The sequence below is a fragment of the Acidovorax sp. genome, from assembly GCF_021287135.1.
GTDB lineage: Bacteria > Pseudomonadota > Gammaproteobacteria > Burkholderiales > Burkholderiaceae_C > Acidovorax.
The window spans coordinates 16,671-38,456 of the sequence record NZ_JAJTBB010000075.1 but is presented as its reverse complement, the minus strand read 5'-3'; the positions used below and the strand labels follow the sequence as shown (position 1 = coordinate 38,456).

The 21,786-nt window shown below is 67.8% G+C and carries 22 protein-coding genes; 11 read left to right on the top strand and 11 right to left on the bottom strand.

The window, feature by feature from the left end; all coding sequences use genetic code 11:
* Positions 1-241: 241 nt before the first annotated feature.
* The 6 genes from LWW96_RS17060 to LWW96_RS17035 form a co-directional block, all read right to left on the bottom strand.
* Entirely contained in the window at positions 242-1,021 is a 780-nt protein-coding gene (locus LWW96_RS17060; protein ID WP_291489049.1) for a class II glutamine amidotransferase, read from the bottom strand.
* A gap of 135 nt (positions 1,022-1,156) precedes the next feature.
* Positions 1,157-2,626, bottom strand: a complete 1,470-nt coding sequence (locus LWW96_RS17055; protein WP_291489048.1) for a DHA2 family efflux MFS transporter permease subunit — start codon at positions 2,624-2,626, stop codon at positions 1,157-1,159.
* 61 nt (positions 2,627-2,687) lie between these two features.
* Positions 2,688-2,876: a 4-oxalocrotonate tautomerase gene (locus tag LWW96_RS17050; protein WP_291489047.1), complete on the bottom strand. Its 189-nt coding sequence runs from the start codon at positions 2,874-2,876 to the stop codon at positions 2,688-2,690.
* A 30-nt stretch (positions 2,877-2,906) separates the two neighbouring features.
* Entirely contained in the window at positions 2,907-3,146 is a 240-nt protein-coding gene (locus LWW96_RS17045; protein ID WP_291489046.1) for a cysteine-rich CWC family protein, read from the bottom strand.
* Positions 3,147-3,405: 259 nt separating this feature from the next.
* Positions 3,406-3,957 carry a shikimate kinase gene (locus LWW96_RS17040; protein ID WP_291489045.1) on the bottom strand — a complete coding sequence of 184 codons (552 nt, stop codon included), beginning with the start codon at positions 3,955-3,957 and terminating at the stop codon, positions 3,406-3,408.
* Between the two features lie 123 nt (positions 3,958-4,080).
* Positions 4,081-5,220, bottom strand: coding sequence for a serine hydrolase domain-containing protein (locus LWW96_RS17035; protein ID WP_291489044.1), 1,140 nt, complete (start codon positions 5,218-5,220; stop codon positions 4,081-4,083).
* A 140-nt stretch (positions 5,221-5,360) separates the two neighbouring features.
* Between LWW96_RS17035 and LWW96_RS17030 the strand changes: the two genes are divergently transcribed.
* On the top strand, positions 5,361-6,296 hold the full coding sequence (locus tag LWW96_RS17030; protein ID WP_291489043.1) for a YihY/virulence factor BrkB family protein: 936 nt from the start codon (positions 5,361-5,363) through the stop codon (positions 6,294-6,296).
* 11 nt (positions 6,297-6,307) lie between these two features.
* Here LWW96_RS17030 and LWW96_RS17025 read toward each other — a convergent pair whose 3' ends face one another.
* Complete coding sequence (locus LWW96_RS17025; protein WP_366118294.1) at positions 6,308-7,273, bottom strand: DUF72 domain-containing protein; 966 nt, start codon at positions 7,271-7,273, stop codon at positions 6,308-6,310.
* A 154-nt stretch (positions 7,274-7,427) separates the two neighbouring features.
* On the opposite strand from LWW96_RS17025, the gene LWW96_RS17020 reads away from it, so the two are divergent.
* A complete protein-coding gene (locus LWW96_RS17020) occupies positions 7,428-8,237 on the top strand; it encodes a glycine zipper 2TM domain-containing protein (protein ID WP_291489042.1) in 810 nt (269 codons plus the stop codon).
* Between the two features lie 107 nt (positions 8,238-8,344).
* On the opposite strand, the gene LWW96_RS17015 is transcribed toward LWW96_RS17020, so the two are convergent.
* The 4 genes from LWW96_RS17015 to fdxA form a co-directional block, all read right to left on the bottom strand.
* The gene (locus LWW96_RS17015) at positions 8,345-9,532 is read right to left on the bottom strand and encodes an amidohydrolase family protein (RefSeq protein WP_291489041.1); all 1,188 of its coding nucleotides are present in this window, start codon (positions 9,530-9,532) and stop codon (positions 8,345-8,347) included.
* Between the two features lie 62 nt (positions 9,533-9,594).
* Positions 9,595-10,311 carry a TetR/AcrR family transcriptional regulator gene (locus LWW96_RS17010; RefSeq protein ID WP_291489040.1) on the bottom strand — a complete coding sequence of 239 codons (717 nt, stop codon included), beginning with the start codon at positions 10,309-10,311 and terminating at the stop codon, positions 9,595-9,597.
* Positions 10,312-10,372: 61 nt separating this feature from the next.
* Entirely contained in the window at positions 10,373-11,149 is a 777-nt protein-coding gene (locus LWW96_RS17005; RefSeq protein WP_291489039.1) for a ferredoxin--NADP reductase, read from the bottom strand.
* 68 nt (positions 11,150-11,217) lie between these two features.
* Positions 11,218-11,547 carry a ferredoxin FdxA gene (fdxA, locus tag LWW96_RS17000; RefSeq protein WP_291489038.1) on the bottom strand — a complete coding sequence of 110 codons (330 nt, stop codon included), beginning with the start codon at positions 11,545-11,547 and terminating at the stop codon, positions 11,218-11,220.
* A 174-nt stretch (positions 11,548-11,721) separates the two neighbouring features.
* On the opposite strand from fdxA, the gene LWW96_RS16995 reads away from it, so the two are divergent.
* The 9 genes from LWW96_RS16995 to LWW96_RS16955 all read left to right on the top strand — a co-directional run bounded on the left by LWW96_RS16995 (position 11,722) and on the right by LWW96_RS16955 (position 21,766).
* Positions 11,722-13,359, top strand: coding sequence for a 6-hydroxynicotinate reductase (locus LWW96_RS16995; RefSeq protein ID WP_291489037.1), 1,638 nt, complete (start codon positions 11,722-11,724; stop codon positions 13,357-13,359).
* A 16-nt stretch (positions 13,360-13,375) separates the two neighbouring features.
* Positions 13,376-14,296, top strand: a complete 921-nt coding sequence (locus tag LWW96_RS16990; protein WP_291489036.1) for a UPF0280 family protein — start codon at positions 13,376-13,378, stop codon at positions 14,294-14,296.
* 21 nt (positions 14,297-14,317) lie between these two features.
* Positions 14,318-14,959 (top strand): amino acid synthesis family protein, encoded by a 642-nt coding sequence (locus LWW96_RS16985; protein ID WP_291489035.1) that lies wholly within the window; start codon positions 14,318-14,320, stop codon positions 14,957-14,959.
* Positions 14,960-15,004: 45 nt separating this feature from the next.
* Positions 15,005-15,589 (top strand): amino acid synthesis family protein, encoded by a 585-nt coding sequence (locus LWW96_RS16980; RefSeq protein ID WP_291489034.1) that lies wholly within the window; start codon positions 15,005-15,007, stop codon positions 15,587-15,589.
* 101 nt (positions 15,590-15,690) lie between these two features.
* On the top strand, positions 15,691-16,875 hold the full coding sequence (locus LWW96_RS16975; protein ID WP_291489053.1) for an ABC transporter substrate-binding protein: 1,185 nt from the start codon (positions 15,691-15,693) through the stop codon (positions 16,873-16,875).
* 170 nt (positions 16,876-17,045) lie between these two features.
* Positions 17,046-18,944 (top strand): ABC transporter permease, encoded by a 1,899-nt coding sequence (locus LWW96_RS16970; protein WP_291489033.1) that lies wholly within the window; start codon positions 17,046-17,048, stop codon positions 18,942-18,944.
* Positions 18,941-19,726, top strand: coding sequence for an ABC transporter ATP-binding protein (locus LWW96_RS16965; RefSeq protein WP_291489032.1), 786 nt, complete (start codon positions 18,941-18,943; stop codon positions 19,724-19,726). The genes LWW96_RS16970 and LWW96_RS16965 overlap by 4 nt, the downstream gene beginning before the upstream one ends.
* On the top strand, positions 19,723-20,475 hold the full coding sequence (locus LWW96_RS16960; protein WP_291489031.1) for an ABC transporter ATP-binding protein: 753 nt from the start codon (positions 19,723-19,725) through the stop codon (positions 20,473-20,475). The genes LWW96_RS16965 and LWW96_RS16960 overlap by 4 nt, the downstream gene beginning before the upstream one ends.
* Before the next feature lie 118 nt (positions 20,476-20,593).
* The gene (locus LWW96_RS16955; RefSeq protein ID WP_291489030.1) at positions 20,594-21,766 is read left to right on the top strand and encodes an ABC transporter substrate-binding protein; all 1,173 of its coding nucleotides are present in this window, start codon (positions 20,594-20,596) and stop codon (positions 21,764-21,766) included.
* Positions 21,767-21,786 lie beyond the last annotated feature (20 nt).

Here is a 21,786-nt window from a genome sequence, read left to right as displayed (position 1 = left end):
TCCTTCCCATCCCGAACAGGACAGTGAAACGACTTTGCGCCGATGATAGTGCGGGTTCCCGTGTGAAAGTAGGTCATCGTCAGGCTCTTACAGCCCCAAACCGCCCTTCTGCTCTTCCCGAGTAGAAGGGCGTTTTGCTTTGGGGAAACACCGGGGCGTCGCCCGTCCACCCCACAGCTGCGGCAGAAGTGCGCCATGAGGCGCACGCACTCCTTTTCAAACCCTCCGTGTGCCGACGCCTTCACGGGGTGGGCAAGATCGCCAGCCTGCGGCCCTTTTCAAAGACTGCCATTTCGCCGCAGGCCAGGGCGGTCCAGGCTTCGTTGCGCGTCAAGGGACTGGTGGCGATGACCACCACTTCGTCGGAAGCGGACGCTTCTTGCGAGAAGTCCAGTTCCAGCTCGTCATCGCTCAGCTGGGCCGGCCCAAATGGTGCCCGGCGCTCCAGGTAGTGCAGGCTGCTGGTGGCGTGGGCCCAGAGTGCATCGCCCTGGGACAGCAGAAAATTGAAAGTGCCGTGGGACGCGATGCGTGAAGCCAGTTCGGCCAGCGTCAGTGTGAGCTCCCGGATCGACGGAACGCTCGCGTGCGATTTGGCCAGCTCTTGCATGATCCAGCAGAAGGCGTGTTCGCTGTCGGTCTGGCCGACCGGCCGGAAGTGGGCGTGGAGACGGGGACGGAAGTCCTTGAGATCGCCGTTGTGGGCGAACACCCAGTAGCGTCCCCAGAGCTCGCGCACGAAGGGATGGCAGTTCTCGAGCGTGACCCGGCCCTGCGTGGCCTTGCGGATGTGCGCAATGACGTTCTCGCTCTTGATGGGGTAGCGCCGGATCAGGTCGGCCACTGGCGACTCGGCCGCGGGCAGGTGGTCCACGTAATGCCGCAACCCCCGGCCTTCAAAGAAGGCGATTCCCCAGCCATCCGCATGGTGGTCTGTCTTGCCTCCCCTCTGGGCGAAGCCGGAAAAGCTGAACGTGATGTCGGTGGGCGTGTTGCAGTTCATTCCCAGGAGTTGGCACATGGTGGCTCACGTCCTTGCACTTGATGATGAGGGGTAATGGGCTCGGGTCCGGAAATCTTTGCGAGGACGCTGGCCCCATCCGGCATTTGAAGAGTGATTGCTGCAGAGTGCCCGGGCAGCGCGGTGCACCTCACCTCACGAAGCGGTGGTCTCGCCTTGGCGGCGTTCGTTGAGCTGCCAGGCGGCGACCAGGGCCAGCAGGCACAACCCGGTCAGCATGAGAAAGGTCTCGCCGAAAGCGGCCATGCGCGCGCTGTCTCCCAGCCCGGGTGCCAACGACACACCGTGCACCTTCAACCGCCACTCCAGCACGATACCGCAGAGACTCACCCCCGCGGCCCCGCCCAGCATGCGAACGAAGCCAATGGCGCTGGAGCCCTGCGAGATCAGGGTTTTGTCGAGGGAGCGCATGGACCCGAGGTTCAGAGAAGGCAGGATGAAGCCCAGCCCCACGCGACCCAGGATGGCCAGGGCGACGAGAATCCACAGCGACGTGTGGCTGTTGACCAGCGCCATCAATCCAAAGGAGGCTGCCAGCAATGCCAGCCCTGTGGCGACCAGCCAGTGCGTCGGGTGCCGGTCGGCCAGCCGCCCCACCAGCGCAATCGTGACCGCGAGCACCACCCCTGCGGGGAGCATCAGCGTGCCGACATGGGAAGCAGACAGTTGCAGCCCCAGTTGCAGGAACACGGGCAGCAGGTAGGTGGAGCCGAACAAGGCCGTTCCGTAAATGAAGGCCACGATGCTGCCCATCGCGAACTGGCGCGCTTGGAACAGCCGCAAATCCATCAGCGGCTTGCGGCCCAGGCGCGCCAGACGGCGTTGCCAGACCACGAATGCAGCCACGCAGGCCGCGGCCGCGCCGAGCAGCACCAGGGCCGGTGCCATCGAGCCACCATGCAGCGACACCAGTCCATTGAGCAGGCACAAGGTGCCCCCGGCGCCCAGCAGCAGGCCGCGCCAATCCAGGGGTTCGCCACGCCGGTTGGCCTCGACCCCGCCGGGGGCCGTGACGGGAACAAACTTGTAGGCCAGCACCAGTGACGCGAGGCACAGCGGCACGACCATGAAAAAGATCGAGCGCCACCCGAACCAGTCCACCAGCAAGCCGCCAATGCTCGGTCCCAGTGCGGGCGCCAGCACTACGCCCATGCCGAAGACGCCGCTGGCGCGCCCCTGTTCGTGGGGGCGGAAGGCGTAGAGGATGATGACCGCAGGAATGGGCTGAACCACCCCGGCCGCCAGCCCCTCGGCCACCCGGGCCGCCAACACCAGCCCGAAGCTTTGCGACAGGCCTCCGGCGACACCGCCGGCCAGGAGGACCACCATCGCGCCCACGTAGGTGGCCCGGTATCCATAGCGGGACAGCAGCCACGGGGTGGTCAGCATGGAGACGGTGGTGGCGACCATGAAGCCCGAGGTCACCCACTGCGCCCGGGCCTGCCCCAGCGTGAAGTAGTGGCTCATGTCCGGAATCGCCACGTTGACAATGGTCGAGGACATGATGGACGCCATGGTGCCGACCATCACCGAGAACAGCAGCAGCCAGCGGTAGCGCTCGCCGTACCGCGCCTGCAACACCGAGAGGGAGCTGGAAGAGGTCATGTCAGGCCGTGGCCCGTCCAGGCGGTGCCGGGCATTCCCCGGGGCACCGCGGGGCCGGAGGTCAGGACCGCTCGGTCCAGAGCTTGCCGCCGGTAGCCCAGTTCTCGCGCTTCACGTCCGTGATGAGAATGTCCACGGACTCCGGGGAGCCGCCGAGGATTTCCACGGAAACGCGGGTGATCTCTTCCACCAGCTTCTTCTTCTGTTCGACCGTGCGGCCTTCCATCATCTCGATGTGGTACGTGGGCATATCAGATCCTTGTGCGTGCAAAGCGTCCGATCATATCGGCGCTCGCGCCGCCGCCGTGGAGGCGGGTGTTGCCAAATGCGTGCCGCAGCGTGCGCAGATGCAGGCCTTGCGCCGAAGCGCCTCCGGCACCGCGGCCAGCGCCGCAGGGTTCAGGGTGGCCCGCATGCACCAGCAGTGCTCGGCCGGCAGGCCTTGCGCCAGTGCGCACGCATTCGCTCCGCCGCACAGCGGACAGGCGGCGGGATCAAGGGGCAGGGCTGCGGTGGGCATGGTGGATAACCAGACAAGGAAAACCGGGCAACGGACCCGGGGTCGAAAAAGTGTACGCGGCCACGCCATCCGTTCCTTCAGAGGCCCGCCAGCACCCCTGAGAACCACCTGCGGGGGTACGGGCGTGTTGAGGCGAAATTGCTATAAATACAATAGCTGTTCGCGCTTTATTTACGGGCGCTAGAGCCGAATTTTATCCAAATCGACAGGCTGGAATCGGGAGAGAAGCGATACAGGCACCGGGGCCCAGCGCATCCCGTCAGGGCAAGCCGCCGGCTGTACTGGCCTCTGCGCTTCCCGCCATCTCCAGCTGCATCATGATCATGTTCACCAGTGTGTGGACCGTGGGACGCCCGGTTTCGATGACGTAGTGGGCGGCTTCCCGGTACAACGGGTCGCGCTGGGCGTACAGGTCGCGCAGCTTGTCCAGCGGGTTCACGCCTTGCAGCAAGGGGCGCGTCTTGTCGTGCCTGACGCGCTTGTAGATGTCTTCGGGCGACGCGCGCAGGTACAGGACATTGCCGAACGCCTGCAGCACCTTGCGGTTCTCGGGCCGGAGCACCGCGCCCCCGCCGGTGGACAGCACCATGCCGCCGGGTTGCCGGGCCGCCTCGGCCAGCGCCTGGGCCTCGCGGTCCCGAAAGGCGGCCTCGCCCTCGGCTTCAAAGAACTGCCGGATGCTGGTGCCCAGCACCTGCTCCAGCCGGTGGTCCAGGTCCACGAAGGGTACGCCCGCGCGGGCCGCCAACTGGCGCCCGATGGTGGTTTTGCCCGAGCCGGGCATCCCGACCAGTGCGCAGCGAATCTGCATAGAAATGTGTTGATCCGTTCCCGGCGAGCGGCTTGCGCCTGGCAGGGTGATGAGCCGCCCGGCCCGCACTCCCGTGCGGCCGGTGATGGGTGGAAGTGTAAAGGTCCCCGGGACGCGCAGGGATCAGAGCGCTGCGTAGACGAGGGCGGGGTAGAGCTCGCCCAGGTAGCGCAGTTGCCCCGGGGCCTGGGTGAGCAAAATGGCAAAGAGGTCTTCTGCCGGGTCTGCGAAGAAGACCGTGCCGGCCATGCCGCTCCAGCTGTAGGACCCTGGCGAGCCGGGCCAGGCGGCCTCCCCGGTGGCCAAGCGCACGGCCACACCCAACCCGAACCCGTAGCCGGGGGCCAGAATGTCCCCGGCCACCGGAATGGCGCCCAGATGGTTGGCCGTCATGAAATCGACGGTGGCGCGCCCCACCAGGCGCACGGGACGGCCGTCCGCGCCCGGGCCGGTGCCGCGCCCCAGCATCAGCCGCAAAAACCGCGCGTAGTCATCCGCGGTGGAGACCAGGCCGCCGCCCGCCGACTCAAAGGCCGGCGGCGCTGAGACATCGTTCAGCATCACCCCGGCGCCGGTTTGCGGGTCCCGCGCAAACGGCTCGGCCAGCCGGTGCTGTTCCGCGGCCGCGACATGAAAGCCGGTGTCGCGCATGCCCAGCGGCTCCAGCACGCGCCGCCGCAGGATGGCGCCGAGGGTGTCGCCCTCCACCACCTCCAGCACGGCGCCGAGCACGTCGGTGGCGCGGCTGTACTCCCAGCGGCTGCCGGGCTGGTGCACCAGGGGCAGGGGGCCCAGCGCTGCGGCCAGCTCGGCATTGGTGCGGTGGCGCGAACCCACCCGCGCCGCCCGGTACAGGTCGGGCACGGTGCCCGGCTCCCAGGCATAGCTCAAGCCGGCCGTGTGCCGCAGCAGATCCTGCACGGTGGCCTCGCGGGTGGCGGGCGCCGTGGTGTCCGTGGCCGCGTCGTACACGCGCTGGCCGGCAAACGCGGGAAGGTAGTGCGCCACGGGGCGGGACAGTGGCAGGCGGCCTTCTTCCATCAGCATCAGGGCCACCAGCGATGCAATGGGCTTGGTCATCGAGTAGATGCGGAACAGGCTGTCGGCGGCCATGGCCGGCCCGCCGGGCCGCAGGCGGCCCACCGCCTCCCGCAGCACGGTGCGGCCCTGGTGGTGGACCAACGCGACCGCGCCGGGCAGCAGGCCGTCGTCCACGTGGCGTTGGAGGGCGGCGCGCAGACGGTCAAGGGAGCGGGAATCCATCAGGGCATCTCCAGCAGGTGGGGGAGCCGCAAGCATATCGGCCCCGCCGCCCGCGCTCGCGCGCGTGTGGGACAGTGCCTACCTCCAGCTGCCGGAGTTCCCGGCTGGACGCGGGCTGCCCCGGGGTTTAGGCTTGCCGCATGACCGCTGTCTCCCTCAAAGAACGCGCACTGCGCCTGGCCCAGCCGGTGTGGAGGCCATTGCAGCCCTTCTGGCGCGCCACCACGCTGTGGCTGGACGCGGACGGCCTGCGCATGAGCGCCGCCATGTCGTTCTACGGCATGCTCAGCCTGGCGCCCTTGCTGTTGCTGCTGGTGGGGCTGCTGGGCTGGTGGGTGGACCGCAGCTACCTCGAGAGCAGTCTGATTGCCCAGGTGCAAGGCGTGATGGGGCGCCAGGTGGCCGAGGTGGTGCGCCAGGCGCTGGCCAGCGCGCAGGCGCCATCGGAAGGGCGCATCGCTTCGCTGCTGGGCTTTGCGGTCCTGCTGTCGGGGGCCACCGGCGTGTTTGTGGAGCTGCAGTCCGCGCTGGGGCACCTGTGGCGGGGCGGAGCGCCGGCACCGGCGCGCGCCGCCTGGTGGCACATGGCTTCGCTGCGGCTGCGCGGTCTGGCCTATGTGCTCGCCCTGGGCTTTTTGCTGCTGGTCTCCCTGGTGCTGTCCACGTTGATCAACGTGCTGGCCCACTGGGCGGGGGCGCACCTGTCGCTGCTGCCGCTGGCGCCGGTGCTGCAGCTGGTGAACGAGGCCGTGGCTTTCGGCTTTGCCGTGGCCCTGTTTGTGGGCCTGATGCGCATCGGCGTAGGGACCAAGCCCCCGTTGCGCTGCCTGGTGGCCGGAGCCGTGGTGGGCGCCACGCTGTTCACGGTGGGCAAGCAGATCCTGGTGTGGTACCTGTCGACCGCCGCCATCGTGTCGGCCTACGGCGCCGCGGGCTCGCTGGTGGTGCTGCTGATGTGGATCTACTTCTCGTCGGCCGTACTGCTGTTCTCCGCCAGCTGTGCCCGGGCGTTTCAGGAAGGCGCGCCGCCAGTCGGGCCGGCAGGCACCGGATCCGGCCGCGCAGCGCATCCCTGATCTGGTCGGGTTCAACGCGGCAGTTGCAGCTCGCCATCGAGCCCCAGCATCCGGGTCAGCGCGAGTGCATTCTCTGCCGCAAAAGGCTTCATGGTGTTGTCGAAGAAGCAGAACACATTGCGCGGCCGGGCCGGCGGGGGTGTCGCCGCCAGCCGTGCCATCCCCGGGGGTGTGCCCCCGCCGGCCCATGCGCGCAGGCGCTCGGCCCAGGTTGCCAGCGCCGCCTGCCCGTAGTTGCTGGCGTAAAGCTTCGGCGCACCGTGCAGGCGGATGTACACGAAATCTGCCGTGGCATCGCCCAGCTCGGGCCAGCGGCCGCCCGTGTCCGCCGCCACCAGGGCCACGCCGTGGCGCTGCAGCAGGGCCGCCGCCGCGGGTTGGCAGAAGCTGGGGTCGCGCACTTCCAGGGCGTGCTGCAGGCGCAGGGGCGCCACGGGGCCCAGCCACTCCTTTCCGTGCATCCGCGCCTCCCGCTCGCCGGCAAGCCGCAGCGCGGCCTCGCCATCGCGGGGCAACTGGGCCAGAAACTCGTCCAGCAAGCCCGCGTCGAAAGCCAGGCCGGGTGGCAGCTGCCACAGCAGGGGCCCCAGCTTGGGCCCGAGCGCCAGCACGCCCGAGGCAAAGAAGTTGGCAAGCGCCGGGCGGATGTCCCGCAGCCGCAGGATATGGGTGATGTAGCGTGGTGCCTTGACGGCAAATACAAAGCCTTGCGGCGTCTGCTCCGCCCAGCGCTGGTAGCTGGACGGGCGTTGCAGCGCATAGAACGAGCCGTTGAGCTCAATGGCCGGAAACTGGCGCGCGGCAAAGGCCAGCTCCTGGGCCTGGGGCAGGCCGGGTGGATAGAACGCGCCACGCCAGGGTGCGTAGCGCCACCCGGAAATTCCAATGCGGATCTGTGCGGCGGGCGGGCCTGCCATCAGGGCTTCCTTTCGTTCGGGGGCCTGCCCATACGCGGGGGTGGGCAGCAGAGGGCGCATGGGAACACGGACCTGGAGCGAGGGGGTGTCCTGCAAACAGCTTCTTACGTCCTTTACAGCGCGCACGTGCGTTTTCGAGGGTGGCGCCGGTAGGCTGCGGGCCTTGTTCAAGCGTTGTCGCTGGAACGTCAAAAGACCTTCTTGGAGATTCCTCATGAGCCTCGTTGTTTCACCAGAGCAGCACCCGGCCCCGGCCCCGGCCGCGGGCGTGGCTGCCGGCGCCGCTGCCGGGCCCTCCATCAAATGGCTGTGGGCCGCCGTCGGTGTGCTGGGCGTGAGCGTGGTCGCGTTGGGCACCACGCTGGCCGTGCAAAGCCGCGCCCCGCAGTCCGGCGCCAGCGCCCCGGCCGAGCTGGCGGTGGCCTCGGCCCCGCCACGCGGCGCGGCCGTTGAGCCCAACCCCTCGGCGGCCCCGGCCGCACAGAGCAACCTGCCCCGGGGCCTGGGCGCCGTCAGGGCCGCCGCGGCGCCCTCCGCAAGCCCGGTCAATGCCGCCCCGCAGCCTGCAGCGCACCCGCAACCGGTGCGGACTGCGGCGCCAGCCCCGGTTTGCACCGTTTGCGGCCGGGTGGAGTCGGTAGACGCCGTGCAGCAGGGCGCCCCGGCCACGGGGGTAGGGGCCGTCGCTGGCGGTGTGCTGGGCGCGGTGGTCGGCAACCAGATCGGCAAGGGGTCCGGCCGCACGGCCGCCACCGTGCTGGGGGCTGTGGGCGGCGGCTACGTGGGCCACAAGGTCGAAGAGCGCACCCGCACGCAGACCGTGTACCAGATCGCCGTGCGCATGGAAGACGGGTCGGTGCGCCGCTTCACGCGCGCGCAGCCCACGGCCGTGGGAACCCCTGTGGTGCTCCAGGGCAAGGGCTTCCGCGTGGACGATGGCGCGCCAACCCGGGCTGCAGAGCCTTATGGCCCCGCGCAGGGCCCCGCGCAGCCGGGAACTGTGCGCGTCGCAGACACGTACTGACCGCGCGGGCTGCCAGCCGGTGCGCCGTCTGGCCTGCGGGCGGTGCGCCCTGTTTCTGAAAGCCCGCTGTTGCGGGCTTTCTCACGCTGCCGGCCGTCGCGTGCAGCCTACAGCACCACCGGGATTTCCGTGGCCGGCGGCGTGTTGCGGCTGCGGCCGCAGCGCACGATGCCGTCGATCATCACCATGCCGATGCCGGGGATGTCCCCCAGCTGAACGCTCTCCAGCAGGGATGCGCCGGCCGTGTGCTGGGCACGGTCCATGAAGACAAAGTCCGCGGCGCGGCCCACCTCGATCAGGCCGCAGTTCAGGCCCCGCAGGCGCGCGGTGTTGCCGGTGGCAAAGCAGAACACCAGCTCGGCAGGAATGTCCGCCAGGCTGGACAACAGCGCAATCATGCGCAGCATGCCCAGCGGCTGCACCCCCGAGCCTGCCGGGCCGTCAGTGCCCAGGATCACGCGGTGCGGGCACTTGAGCTCCATGGCCGCGCGCGCGGCCTGGATGGCGATCTTCTCGTTGCCGTTGTGCACCAGCTCGATCGCCCGGGAAGACTTCTCGCACAGCTCGCACACATGCTTCCAGGGCAGGGCCGTGTGGCCGCCGTTGATGTGGCCGATCACGTCGGCGTCCGCCTCCAGCACCACGTCCTTGTCGATCAGGCCCGAGCCCGGGATGGACGGCCCGCCCGTGTGGATGGTGCTCAGGATGCCGTGCTTGCGGGCCCAGGCCACCATGTCCTTGGCCTCGTAGCCGGCCTTGACCGAGCCCAGGCCGACCTCGCCCAGCAGCTTCACGCCCGCGTCGGCCAGGTCCTTGAAGTCCTGCTCGGTCATGCCCTTTTCGATCACGGGCGCGCCGGCCAGCACCTTCACGCCGCCGGGGCGGAAGTTGTCGAACGCGCGTTGGGCGGTGATGGCCAGGGCCTTCAGGCCCACGATGTCCTTGGGCCTGCCCGGCAGGTGGACTTCGCCGGCCGAGATCATGGTGGTCACGCCGCCATTCATCGTGGAGTCGATCCAGCCCAGCTGGTTCTGGCGCGGCGTCCAGTCGCCGAACACCGGATGCACGTGGCTGTCGATCAGGCCCGGGGCCACGCAAGTCTTGCGCGCGTCGATCACCGTCTGCGCGTGCTCGGTGTCACAGTCTTTTTCCCGGCCCACGGCCACGATGAGGCCGTCCTGGACGACGAGGGTGTCGGCGTCGAGGATGGGGCGGTCCAGGTCTCCCGACAACAACAGACCGATGTTCTTGATGACGACTTTGCCGGATTTGCCGCCGGCCGCTGCTTCTGCCATGGATTCTCCTGGTGGGGGTGGGGAATGCGGGCAGGGCGCCCGCGCAACGAAAATCGGCGGGCTCAGGCGGCGGTCTTGCCCTTGGGCCGCACCGGCCCTGGTGCCACGGCGCGCAGCACCGTATCGATGACGAAAGCCTCCCAGTGCGCCAGCGCATCGGGGGTTTCCAGGTCTTCGCCCAGGAAGGCCGCCAGCGTGTGCCGGTTGGACATGTAGAAGTAGCCGGTGGCCGCAATCAGCAGGTACACATCGCGCGCCGACACGTCCTTGCGGAACAGGCCCTGCGCCTGGCCGCTGTCCAGCACGCGGCGGATGACTTCAATGGCTGGCGACGAATACTCGCGGGCGCGCATCGACTTGGAGATGTGCTTGCCCTTGTGCAGGTTCTCCGTATTGAGCAGCGTGATGAACTCCGGATTCTTGCGGTAGTAGCCCACCACGAACCGAATCACGTCCTGCAGGGCCTCCAGGGGCCGGGCCGTGTCGAGATCCAGCTTGGACTCGGCATCGTTCATGCGGCGGTAGGTTTCTTCCAGGACCTCGATGAAAAGCCCTTCCTTGCTACCGAAGTAGTAGTAGATCATCCGGTCGAAGGACTTGGCCGCCTTGGAGATCTTCTCCACGCTGCCGCCTTCGTATCCGTAGCGTGCAAAGACCTTGATCGCCGCTTTCAGGATGTTGTCGCGCGTGGTCTGGGCGGCCTGCTCGCGGACTCCGGGCCGGCGCGCGGAGAGAGTTCGGCTGGACGCGGTGCGGGCCTTGGTGGGAGTGGCAGACATGGCGGGTCCTGAAGGGGTAGGGCGGGCCTAGCGGGACATGCCCGGGGGACCCGCCGTGGGGTCACTGCTCTGCAAAGGCGCGTTCGATCACGAAGTCACCCGGCTTCGTGGTGTTGCCTTCGTTGAAGCCGCGCTCTTCCATCATGTGCTTGAGGTCGCGCAGCATTTCAGGGCTGCCGCAGATCATCACGCGGTCTTCCGCGGGATTCAGGGCAGGCAGGCCCAGGTCGCGGGCGAGCTGGCCGTTTTCAATGATGGTGGTGACGCGGCCCTGGTGCTTGAAAGGCTCGCGCGTCACCGTCGGGTAGTACTTGAGCTGCTTCGTGACCATCTCGCCCAGGAATTCGTGCTGGGGCAGCTCCTGCGTGATGTAGTCGTGGTAGGCCAGTTCCTTCACTTCGCGCACGCCGTGCACCAGGATGACTTCCTCAAACTTCTCGTACGTCTCCGGGTCGCGGATCAGGCTCAGGAACGGGGCCACGCCCGTGCCGGTGGACAGCATGTACAGGCGCTTGCCGGGCAGCAGGTAGTCGATGAGCAGCGTGCCGGTGGGCTTCTTGCCCACCACAATGGTGTCGCCCACCTTGATGTGTTGCAGGCGCGAGGTCAGCGGGCCGTCGGGCACCTTGATGGACAGGAATTCCAGGTGCTCCTCGTAGTTGGGGCTCACGATGCTGTAGGCCCGCAGCAGCGGCTTGCCGTTCTCGCCGCGCAGGCCGATCATCGTGAAGTGGCCGTTGGAGAAGCGCAGCGCGGTGTCGCGCGTGGTGGTGAAGGAGAACAGGCGGTCGGTCCAGTGGTGAACCGTCAGGACGCGTTCGTCAAGAAAAGCGCTCATGGTGCGTTAGAAGGAAAAGTTGGTAGCTAATAAGGAAAGCTGGCTGAAGCCGGGGCCCCGGAAAGGCTCTACCACGCGATATCCAGGCCGGAAAGCTTGTGGCTCACAACCCTCCATTGTTCCGCATCTGGCAAAGCCGGCTTTCTTTTGGTGATTGTGGGCAAGGTGGGCGCCAGTTTTTTGTTGAACGCGAGGAAGTTCTCCAAGCCTTGCGGTAAGTCGTCTTCGGCGTAGATCGCATCGGCCGGGCACTCCGGAATGCACACCGCACAGTCGATGCATTCGTCCGGGTCGATCACCAGAAACTCGGGACCTTCGCGGAAGCAGTCGACCGGGCAGACGTCGACACAGTCGGTGTACTTGCACCGAATGCAGGCGTCCGTCACAACGTGCGTCATTTTGGGGCTCCTCGTGCACCGTTTTTGGGGCCGCAAAAACACCATTGCGGACCCTTTGCGATTCCGCTACATTCGCGATCAATGTAGCGTTCACAACATTTAAGTTAAGTGAATGCTACACAAAACGCCAAGCGCGTACAAGCACTTGCATCAATGCAATGGATGGGCCGCACGATGACAGAACACACCAAGACCGACGGGCTTCCCGGCATGGACACGCCAGACCTGCCGCAGGTGCTGGAGCGCGCGCGGCCGCGTAACGACCGCATGAGCGGCGCCAAGGTGGAATGCAACGCCTGCCCGGTGCTCTGCCAGATCTCGGAAGGCCGCGCGGGCGCCTGCGACCGTTACGCCAACCAGGCCGGCGTGCTGGTGCGGCTGGAACCGGTGGTGTTGCTGCGCAAGACCCTGGAGGCGGGCGAACCCGCGCTGGTGCCGTTTGCGGGGCGCGCCCAGCCGCCCGGGCAGGCCGGTGCAGCCACGGAGGACGGCGCCCCGGCGGGGACTGCGCCCGCGTGGAACGGCGACCTGCTCCTCTCGGAAGAAGTCTTCGTGACGGGCGTGGGCTCATCCACCACCTACCCGGACTACAAGCCCGCGCCCTTCATCGTGGGCTCCCAGGTCGAGGGGGTGGACATGGTCACGGTGGTCACCGAAGGCATCTTCAGCTACTGCAGCTTCAAGGTGAAGATCGACACCGACCGCTTTCTCGGCCCGGAGCAGGCCAATGTGCGCTGCAAGGGCGAGGTCGTGGGCCACGTGACCACGGCGGAATACGGCTCCCAGATGCTCTCGCTGGGCGGTGTGCACCACCTCACCGGCGGCACCAAGAAGGAAGGCCGCATCACCGCAGAAATGATGCAGTTGCTGGGCAACAAGCACGCGGTGGAGCTCACCATTGACGGCGGATCGCAGCTCGTTATCCAGGCGGGGCAGGCGCCCATCGTCAACGGCGTGGCCGAGCAGCGCATGCGCGTGGGGTGCGGCTCTGCGGCCATTGGCATTTTTGCGCGCCAGTTCTACGGGCATGTGGACGAGGTGGTCGTGGTCGATGACCACATCACCGGGGTGCTCACCGAGCACCAGGCCGGCCGCTGCCTGGACATGCGGCCGTCCGGCATCCAGATGCGCGGGCGCAAGTCCACGCCGGGCCGCTACTTCCAGGTCGCGAACCCCGGCACGGGCTGGGGCGGCACCGACATCGCGGACCCGTTGTCCATCATCGAAGGCTGGGAGCCCGCCGTCGCGTGGCCCGGGCTGCGCCTGCTGATGACATCGACCACCGGAGAGCACGCGTCCTGGTACGTGCTGGACGAAGCGCTTCGGCCGGTGGAGGCATCCATGCCCCAGGACGTGCGGCGCATCGTGGACCGCATTGGCGAAAACTGCGAGCCTTCGCTGGCTTCCGTGCTGTTCCTGGGCGGCGCGGGCGGCAGCCTGCGCGCCGGCGTCACCGAAAACCCGGTGCTGCTCACGCGCTCCATCAAGCAGGCGCTGGTCAACGTCACGTGCGGCGGGGCGCCGGCCTACGTGTGGCCGGGCGGCGGTATCACCGTCATGGCCGACGTGCTGCGCATGCCGGACAACAGCTTTGGCACGGTGCCCACGCCGGCGATCGTCGCGCCCATCGAGTTCAGCATGCGGCGTGCGGACTATGCCGCGCTGGGCGGGCATATCGAGCAGATCCGCAACCTGCGCGAGGTGCTGGCGCAGGGCGCGTGGCACAACGATGGCGCACCCCAGGCGCGTCTGTGGCAGGCCCTGCCGGCCTCCAACCCCTGGCCGCTCGGGCAGCCGCCTTTGCTGGGCTGAGTGCCGCCGTCCCGCCATGAATGCCTGCCGAAATCTCCTGCCGGGTGGCCGCTGGCACTTCCAGCACGGTCCCATCGACCTCGTCCTGCAGGTCGATGGGGAGCCGCTGGCGGTGGCCCGCGCGCATGAGCGCGCCTGGCAGCGCTTTGACGGGCTGTTGCAGGAGCTGGTGGCGGAGCTGGCGGCGCTGCGCGCGCCCGTGGGGGCCGACTGCCCCCTGCACGGTGCCGTTGCGCGTCGCATGTGGGCCGCCTGCGCGCCGTTCCGCGCCGGCTTCATCACGCCCATGGCCGCCGTGGCGGGCGCCGTGGCGCAAGAGATCCTGGACGCTTGCGGGCGCGAGGGCATCGACCGTGCATGGGTAAACAACGGCGGAGACATCGCCCTGTACCTGGCGCCCGGCCGCTCTGTCACCGTGGGCGTGTACGCTGATGTGTCGGCGCTGAACGCGGTGCTCGGGACGGGCGGCCTCGCTCTGGATGGAACCGTCCACATCGACAGCACCCTGCCGGTGCGGGGCGTGGCCACCAGCGGGTGGCGCGGGCGCAGCCAGTCGCTGGGCATTGCCGACAGCGTGACCGTGCTGGCCGCCACGGCGGCGCAGGCCGATGCGGCTGCCACCGTCGTTGCCAATGCCGTCAACGTGCAGGACGTGCGGGTTCGCCGCGCCCCCGCGTGGCAGGTGCGGGACGACAGCGACCTGGGCGATCGGCTCGTCACGATGGATGTGCCAGCGCTGCCTTCGGACATCGTGCATGCAGCGCTGCGCGCCGGTTGGCAAAAGGCGCAAGAATTGCAGGCCGATGGCTTGCTGTGGGGTGCTTTGCTGGTGTGCCAGGGCCAGTCCATGGCCACGGCGTCGGCGCAGGCCGTGCTCGGTGCGCCAGCGCCGCCTGAAGGGGCTGAGGAATCGGTAGTTGGTTCGGTATTTGCTTAACGAAAACCACAGGCTTTCACAATGATCCAGATACGACGCGTTTTCACCCATGTGGAGGAGGTCCGGCACGAATTCGGGCCCGAGGCCGATGTGCCGCTGTTGCGGGGCGCCATCGGTGCGGTGTTGACCAACCCCTACGCCGGCCGGTACGAACCCGACATCCTGCCCATGATGGATGCGCTGCAGGACGTGGGCCTGGACATGGCGCGCCGGCTGCTGGCGGCCATGGCCGTGCCGGCGGAGCGCATCGAAACCTACGGCAAGGGCGCCATCGTGGGGGCCGCGGGCGAGCTGGAGCATGGCGCCCTGTGGCACGTGCCGGGCGGCTACGCCATGCGCGAGCTGCTGGGCTGGAAGGGCGACCGCAACGCCTATGCCCAGGGCCAGGCCGAAGCCAAGACCGGGCAGAAGGCCAATGCCCTGGCCATCGTGCCCTCCACCAAGAAAGTGGGCGGGCCGGGCGCGGCGCTAGACGTGCCGCTGACCCATATCAACGCGAGCTATGTGCGCAGCCACTTCGACGCCATCGAGGTGCGTGTGCCGGGAGCACCCGCGTCCGATGAGATCGTCTTCATCCTGGCCATGAGCACCGGTGCCCGCATCCACGCGCGCGTCGGCGGCCTGAAGGCACAAGACATCAGCCAGTGGAATGGCCTGCGCTGAGCGGGCGACCCCCCGCTCAACCCCTAGACCGAAGGAGCAAGAGACATGACCGCCAAGATCCGGAAGATCATTGTTCAGACCGACGAGGTGCGCATCGAAATGGGGCGCGAGGTGCAGCCGCCCGCGCGCAGGGCCCTCGCCATGGCCGTCATTGAGAACCCGTATGCCGGCCGCTATGCCGACAACCTGGATGGGCTGATCGCCATCGGCGAGGAGCTGGGCGGCCTGCTGGGCCAGCGCTGCGTGCAGGCTCTGGGCATCGAGCCCGGCCAGGCCCAGAGCTATGGCAAGGCCGCCATCGTCGGCGAAGCCGGCGAGCTGGAGCACGCGGCCGCCCTCCTGCATCCCAAGCTCGGCGCGCCATTGCGCGCGGCGGTGGAAAAGGGCGCTGCCCTGGTGCCTTCCAGCAAGAAGGTAGGCGGCCTGGGCACGGCCATCGATGTGCCCCTGGGCCACAAGGATGCCGCCTACGTGCGCAGCCATTTCGATGCCATGGAGGCCCGCGTGGCCGATGCGCCGCGCTCCCACGAAATCGTGGTGGCGGTCGCCGTCACAGCCAGCGGTCGGCCCCTGGCGCGCATCGGCGGCTTGCAGGTTTCCGACATCCAGGGCGTTGACGGCCTGCGCTGAGCGCCCTGGCCGCACTACCATCGCGCACGGCGCTTTCCCACGGACCTTTCTCTCCAACCCACCTTTCAGGAGTGTTTCCCATGACGATGCGACAAACCCTCATGCGTGCCACGGCGGCTGCCGCGCTGGCCCTCACGCTGGCCCCCGTGCATGCGCAGGATGCCATCAAGATTGGCGAGATCAACAGCTACAAGGCGCAGCCCGCCTTCCTGGAGCCCTACAAGAAGGGCATGGAGCTGGCGGTGGACGAGATCAACGCCGCCGGAGGCGTTCTGGGCAAGAAGGTCCAGCTGGTCATCCGCGACGACAACGGCAATCCGGGCGACGCGGTGCGCGCGGCGGAAGAGCTGGTCTCGCGCGAGAAGGTGGATGTGCTCACCGGTTCGTTCCTCTCGCACGTCGGCCTGGCGCTGACCGATTTCGCCAAGCAGAAGAAGTTCTTCTTCCTGGCGGGCGAGCCGCTGACCGACAAGATCGTCTGGCAGAACGGCAACCGCTACACCTACCGGCTGCGGCCCTCCACCTACATGCAGGTGTCGATGATGGTGCCGGAGGCCGCGGCCCTCAAGAAGAAGCGCTGGGCGCTGGTGTACCCCAACTATGAATACGGGCAGTCGGCCGTGGCCACGTTCAAGCAGCTGCTCAAGGCCGCGCAGCCGGATGTGGAGTTCGTGGCTGAGCAGGCCCCGCCCCTGGGCAAGGTGGACGCGGGCAGCGTGGTGCAGGCCCTGGCCGATGCCAAACCCGACGCGATCTTCAACGTGCTCTTCGGGGCCGACCTGTCCAAGTTTGTGCGCGAGGGCAACACCCGCGGCCTGTTCCAGGGCCGCGAAGTGGTCAGCCTGCTGACCGGCGAGCCCGAGTACATGGACCCGCTCAAGGACGAGGCGCCCAACGGCTGGATCGTCACCGGCTATCCCTGGTATGGCATCCAGACGCCCGAGCACAAGGCCTTTCAAACCGCCTACCAGGCCAAGTTCAACGACTACCCGCGCCTGGGCTCCATCGTGGGCTACAGCGCCATCAAGTCGCTGGCCGAAGGCATGAAGAAGGCCGGCTCCACCGATGCGGAAAAGCTCGTGGCCGCCTTCAAGGGCCTGCAGGTGCCCACGCCGTTCGGCACCATCGTCTATCGTCCGGAAGACAACCAGTCCACCATGGGCGGCTTCGTGGGCCGCACCAAGAACGAAGGCGGCAAGGGCGTGATGGTGAACTACCGCTACGTGGACGGCGCCAAGGTGCAGCCTTCGAACGACGAAGTCAAGAAGCTGCGCGCTGCTGAATAGGCAATAACCCCCCTCAGACGCTTCGCGTCTTCCCTCCCTTCTCTCGCGCTAAGCGCGGGAAGGGGGACGCAGCCCTCGCTGCGGGGCGGCCCTTGCTCGGCTGTCCTGGTGGGGAGGGCGCCAGTTTCATAGGCTGTGGGCGGTGCGCAGATTGCATCGCGGAGACTTCGATGAGTTTTTCGAGTTTTGTCGTTCAGCTGCTCAACGGGCTGGCGGGGGCGTCCTCGCTGTTCCTGGTGGGGGCCGGGCTGTCGCTGATCTTCGGGGTCACGCGCATCGTGAATTTTGCGCACGGCTCGTTCTTCATGGTCGGCATCTACATCGCCTACTCGCTGGTGGCCAAGCTGGGCACGGGCCTGGGCTTCTGGCCCGCGCTGCTGCTGGCGGCCGTGGCCGTGGGCCTGCTGGGGGCGGCGGTGGAGGTGCTGCTGCTGCGCCGCATCTACAAGGCGCCCGAGCTGTTTCAGCTGCTGGCCACCTTCGCGCTGGTGCTGGTGATCAAGGATGCGGCGCTGTGGATCTGGGGCCCTGAAGAGCTGCTGGGCCCGCGCGCGCCGGGGCTGTCGGGCTCAGTGAGCATCCTGGGGCGGCAGTTTCCCTCCTACGACCTGTTCCTCATCGTCGTGGGCCCCGTGGTGCTGGGCCTCTTGTGGCTGCTGCTGACCCGCACGCGCTGGGGCACGCTGGTGCGCGCCGCCACGCAGGACCGCGAGATGGTGGGCGCCCTCGGCGTGAACCAGGCCTGGCTCTTCACCGCGGTGTTCGCCCTGGGGGCGCTGCTGGCGGGCCTGGGCGGTGCGCTGCAGCTGCCGCGCGAGCCGGCCACGCTGGAGATGGATCTCAACACCATCGGCGCCGCCTTTGTGGTGGTGGTCGTGGGCGGCATGGGGTCCATCCCCGGCGCGTATGTGGCGGCGCTGCTGATTGCCGAAATCAAGGCCGTGTGCATCTGGCTCGGGGTGGTCGAGATCTTCGGCATCAGCGTCTCGTTTTCCAAGCTCACGCTGGTGGTCGAGTTCCTCGTGATGGCGGTGGTGCTGATCTGGCGGCCTTGGGGCCTGATGGGCCGCCCGCAGGGCGTGAGCCGCAACGCCGGCCTGCCGGAAGCGCCGCTGCGCGCCGCACCGCCGTGGTACCGCGCGGGCGGCATGGCGCTGGTGGCCGTGCTGGTGGCGCTGCCGTTCCTCACGGCCGGCTCGCCGTATTTCACGGTGCTGATGATCGACCTGCTCATCGCCGCCCTGTTCGCGGCCAGCCTGCACTTCATCATGGGGCCGGCGGGCATGCACTCGTTCGGGCATGCGGCGTACTTCGGGCTGGGTGCCTATGCCGCCGCGCTGCTGGTGCGCGCGGCCGGCATGCCGATGGAGCTGGCGCTGGTGCTGGCGCCGCTGGCGGCGGGCGCGGGGGCGCTGCTCTACGGCTGGTTCTGCGTGCGGCTGTCGGGCGTGTACCTGGCCATGCTCACGCTGGCCTTTGCGCAGATCACCTGGGCCATCTGCTACCAGTGGGACGGCTTCACCGGCGGCAGCAACGGCCTGACTGGCGTGTGGCCGGCCGAGTGGCTGTCGGACAAGCGCAACTACTACTTCCTCACCCTGGCCCTGGTCGTGGGCGGTGTGCTGCTGCTGCGCCGGGTGCTGTTCTCGCCGTTTGGCTACGCGCTGCGGGCGGGGCGGGATTCCGTGCTGCGCGCCGACGCCATCGGCATCGACGTGAAGCGCATGCAGTGGACGGCGTTCGTCATCGCCGGCGTGTTCGCCGGCCTGGGCGGGGCGCTGTTCGCGTTTTCCAAGGGCAGCATTTCCCCCGAGGCGCTGCATGTGGGCAAGTCGGTGGATGGGCTGGTCATGGTGCTGCTGGGCGGCATCCAGACGCTGGCCGGCCCGGTGGTGGGCGCCGTCACTTTCACCTGGCTGCACGACACCGTGGCCCGCAACACCGACTACTGGCGCGCCATGCTGGGCGCCATCATCCTGATCCTGGTGCTGCTCTTCCCGCAGGGCATCGCGGGCGCCATCCGGCAGGTCTTCGACAACCGGCGTGAAGCAAAGGAGGGCCAGGCATGAGCCTGCTCAAAGTCGCCGGCCTGGGCAAGTCCTTCGGGGGCGTCAAGGCCGTGGATGGCATTCATTTCGAACTGGCCGCGGGCGAGCTGCTGGCGCTGATCGGCCCCAACGGCGCCGGCAAGTCCACCACCTTCAACATGGTCAACGGCCAGCTCGCTGCGGATGCTGGCTCCATCCTGCTGGACGGCCAGGAACTGGTGGGCCGCCGGCCGCGGGACATCTGGCGCCTGGGCGTAGGGCGCACGTTCCAGATCGCCGAGACGTTCGCCTCGCTCACCGTGGTCGAGAACGTGCAGATGGCGCTCATCTCGCACGACCACCGGCTGTTCTCGATGTGGCGCAAGGCCTCGGACCACAAGCGCAGCGAGGCGCTGGCCTTGCTCGACCAGGTGGGCATGAAGGCCCAGGCCGACCGCCCCTGCAGCGTGCTGGCCTACGGCGACGTCAAGCGCGTGGAGCTGGCGATTGCCATGGCCAACAACCCCAAGCTGCTGCTGATGGATGAGCCCACGGCCGGCATGGCGCCCAAGGAGCGCAACGAACTGATGGCGCTGACCAAGCAGCTCGTGATCGACCGCAACATGGCGGTGCTGTTCACCGAGCACAGCATGGACGTGGTGTTCGCCTATGCCGACCGCATGATCGTGCTGGCGCGCGGGCGCCTCATCGCCGAGGGCAAGCCCTTGGAGCTGCGCGACCATCCCAAGGTGCAGGAGGTGTACTTCGGCACCGGCAAGACGTTTGAAAAGAAGCCCGCAGCCGCAGCGGAGACCCCGGCATGACCATGACGACGACGAGCGAGAACAAAGAAGTGCTGCTGCAGGCCCAGGGCCTGCAGGCCTGGTACGGCGCGGCGCAGATCCTGTACGACGTGCAACTCGAAGTGCGCCGGGGCGAGGTGGTGGCGCTGATGGGCCGCAATGGCGCGGGCAAGTCCACCACGCTCAAGACGCTGATGGGGCTGCTGTCCAAGCGCAAGGGCAGCATCCATTTCATGGGCCACGATCTCTCGCGCGGCGACCCGCACGAGGCCGCGCGCCTGGGCCTGGGCTTCGTGCCGGAAGACCGCCGCGTGTTCACCGACCTCACGGTGATGGAGAACCTTGAGGTGGGCCGCCAGCCCGCGCGCACCTGGCCCGACGGCTCGGCCGCCCCGGTGTGGACGCCCGAGCGCCTGTTCCAGCTGTTCCCCAACTTGGGCGAGATGCGCGAGCGCCCGGGCGGCCGGATGAGCGGCGGCGAGCAGCAGATGCTCACCGTGGCGCGCACGCTCATGGGCAACCCGTTCCTGGTGCTGCTGGACGAGCCCTCCGAAGGCGTGGCGCCGGTGATCGTCGAGCAGATGGCGCACATGATCCTGGAGCTCAAGGAGCAGGGCGTGAGCATCCTGCTGTCCGAGCAGAACATGCACTTCGCCGAGCTGGTGTCCGACCGGGCCTATGTGCTGGAGAAGGGCCAGATCCGCTACCAGGCCAGCATGGCCGAGCTGACGGCCAACGACGAGGTGCGGCGCGCCTACCTGAGCGTCTGAAAACCGCGTGTGGTGCGCAGCCCACGCCTTCCGACGGTTACAAAATATCACACGGCCCGGCGCTTGCGCATCGGCCGTGCCAACCCTGAAACTTGCGCCTTTATGTAAGGAGCGCTACATGAAGTGTCGAGGAGTGGAGGATGGATGCATCGACCGCCGGACTGCCATGGTGGGCCTGGCGGCGGCCGGTGTAGCGTGGGCAGGCCCGGCGGCCGCAGAAACCGGGGTCACCGACACCCGCATCAAGGTGGGCCAGTCGGCCGTGTTCACCGGCCCGGCCAAGGACTTCGGCGTGGACTACAAGGCGGGCATTGCCCTCGTCTTCGACAAGGTGAACAAGACCGGCGGCGTGCAGGGCCGCACGCTGGAGCTGGTCTCTTATGACGATGTCTACGACCCCAAGAAGACGGCCGAGAACACCGCCAAGCTCATCGACGAGGACAAGGTCTTCGCCCTCATCGGCTACGTGGCCACGGGCAACCTGATCGCCGCCATGCCCCTGGCCGAGAAGGCCGGCGTGCCCATGTTCGCGCCCCTGGTGGGCACCACGTCCTTTCGCACCACGCACAACCGCTATCTCTTCCATGTGCGCGCCAGCTACGAGGCCGAGCTGCGCAAGATCGTGGGGCACCTGGCCACGCTGGGCATCAACAACATCGCCGTCATCTACCAGAACAGCGCGTTCGGCAAGTCCAACCTCGACACCTGCCTGCAGATCGCCCAGGGCCTGAAGGTGAAGGTGGTGGACTCCGTGCCCATGGAGATCGCCGCCACCGATGCCAAGCCCCAGGTGGCCCAGCTCACCAAGGCCCAGCCCGGTGCCGTGGTGATGATCATGGCCGGCAAGATGGTGGAGGTGTTCCTGCGCGACTACCGCGCAGCGGGGGCCGCATCGCCGCTGTACACCATCTCGGTGGGCATTACCGATGCGCCTGGGTCCGCGCAGCGCTTGAATGGCGGCATCGAAGGCCTCGTCACCGCCAGCATCGTGCCCTCGCCCCAGGCCAGCCGCCTGCCCATCGTGGCCGACTACCGCAAGGACCGCACCGACGCGGGCGAGAAGATCGACAGCTACACCATGCTCGAAGGCTACATTGCCGCGCGCGTGTTTGTGGAGGGGCTCAAGCGCGCGGGCCGCAACCTCACGCGCGAAGGCTTCATCAAGGCGATGGAAGACATGGGCACCACCAAGCTGGGCGACTTTCCGCTGCAGTACGGGCCGAACAACCACAACGGCTCGAACTTTGTGGACCTGGAGATGTACACCCGCACCGGCTCGCTCAAGCGCTAAAGCCCCGGGAGGCTGTTCAC

Coding starts and splice junctions, on each gene's coding strand:
- LWW96_RS17060 (WP_291489049.1), bottom strand. CDS start 1,021: ATGTGCCAACTCCTGGGAATGAACTGCAACACGCCCACCGACATCACG.
- LWW96_RS17055 (WP_291489048.1), bottom strand. CDS start 2,626: ATGACCTCTTCCAGCTCCCTCTCGGTGTTGCAGGCGCGGTACGGCGAG.
- LWW96_RS17050 (WP_291489047.1), bottom strand. CDS start 2,876: ATGCCCACGTACCACATCGAGATGATGGAAGGCCGCACGGTCGAACAG.
- LWW96_RS17045 (WP_291489046.1), bottom strand. CDS start 3,146: ATGCCCACCGCAGCCCTGCCCCTTGATCCCGCCGCCTGTCCGCTGTGC.
- LWW96_RS17040 (WP_291489045.1), bottom strand. CDS start 3,957: ATGCAGATTCGCTGCGCACTGGTCGGGATGCCCGGCTCGGGCAAAACC.
- LWW96_RS17035 (WP_291489044.1), bottom strand. CDS start 5,220: ATGGATTCCCGCTCCCTTGACCGTCTGCGCGCCGCCCTCCAACGCCAC.
- LWW96_RS17030 (WP_291489043.1), top strand. CDS start 5,361: ATGACCGCTGTCTCCCTCAAAGAACGCGCACTGCGCCTGGCCCAGCCG.
- LWW96_RS17025 (WP_366118294.1), bottom strand. CDS start 7,273: ATGCGCCCTCTGCTGCCCACCCCCGCGTATGGGCAGGCCCCCGAACGA.
- LWW96_RS17020 (WP_291489042.1), top strand. CDS start 7,428: ATGAGCCTCGTTGTTTCACCAGAGCAGCACCCGGCCCCGGCCCCGGCC.
- LWW96_RS17015 (WP_291489041.1), bottom strand. CDS start 9,532: ATGGCAGAAGCAGCGGCCGGCGGCAAATCCGGCAAAGTCGTCATCAAG.
- LWW96_RS17010 (WP_291489040.1), bottom strand. CDS start 10,311: ATGTCTGCCACTCCCACCAAGGCCCGCACCGCGTCCAGCCGAACTCTC.
- LWW96_RS17005 (WP_291489039.1), bottom strand. CDS start 11,149: ATGAGCGCTTTTCTTGACGAACGCGTCCTGACGGTTCACCACTGGACC.
- fdxA (WP_291489038.1), bottom strand. CDS start 11,547: ATGACGCACGTTGTGACGGACGCCTGCATTCGGTGCAAGTACACCGAC.
- LWW96_RS16995 (WP_291489037.1), top strand. CDS start 11,722: ATGACAGAACACACCAAGACCGACGGGCTTCCCGGCATGGACACGCCA.
- LWW96_RS16990 (WP_291489036.1), top strand. CDS start 13,376: ATGAATGCCTGCCGAAATCTCCTGCCGGGTGGCCGCTGGCACTTCCAG.
- LWW96_RS16985 (WP_291489035.1), top strand. CDS start 14,318: ATGATCCAGATACGACGCGTTTTCACCCATGTGGAGGAGGTCCGGCAC.
- LWW96_RS16980 (WP_291489034.1), top strand. CDS start 15,005: ATGACCGCCAAGATCCGGAAGATCATTGTTCAGACCGACGAGGTGCGC.
- LWW96_RS16975 (WP_291489053.1), top strand. CDS start 15,691: ATGCGTGCCACGGCGGCTGCCGCGCTGGCCCTCACGCTGGCCCCCGTG.
- LWW96_RS16970 (WP_291489033.1), top strand. CDS start 17,046: ATGAGTTTTTCGAGTTTTGTCGTTCAGCTGCTCAACGGGCTGGCGGGG.
- LWW96_RS16965 (WP_291489032.1), top strand. CDS start 18,941: ATGAGCCTGCTCAAAGTCGCCGGCCTGGGCAAGTCCTTCGGGGGCGTC.
- LWW96_RS16960 (WP_291489031.1), top strand. CDS start 19,723: ATGACCATGACGACGACGAGCGAGAACAAAGAAGTGCTGCTGCAGGCC.
- LWW96_RS16955 (WP_291489030.1), top strand. CDS start 20,594: ATGAAGTGTCGAGGAGTGGAGGATGGATGCATCGACCGCCGGACTGCC.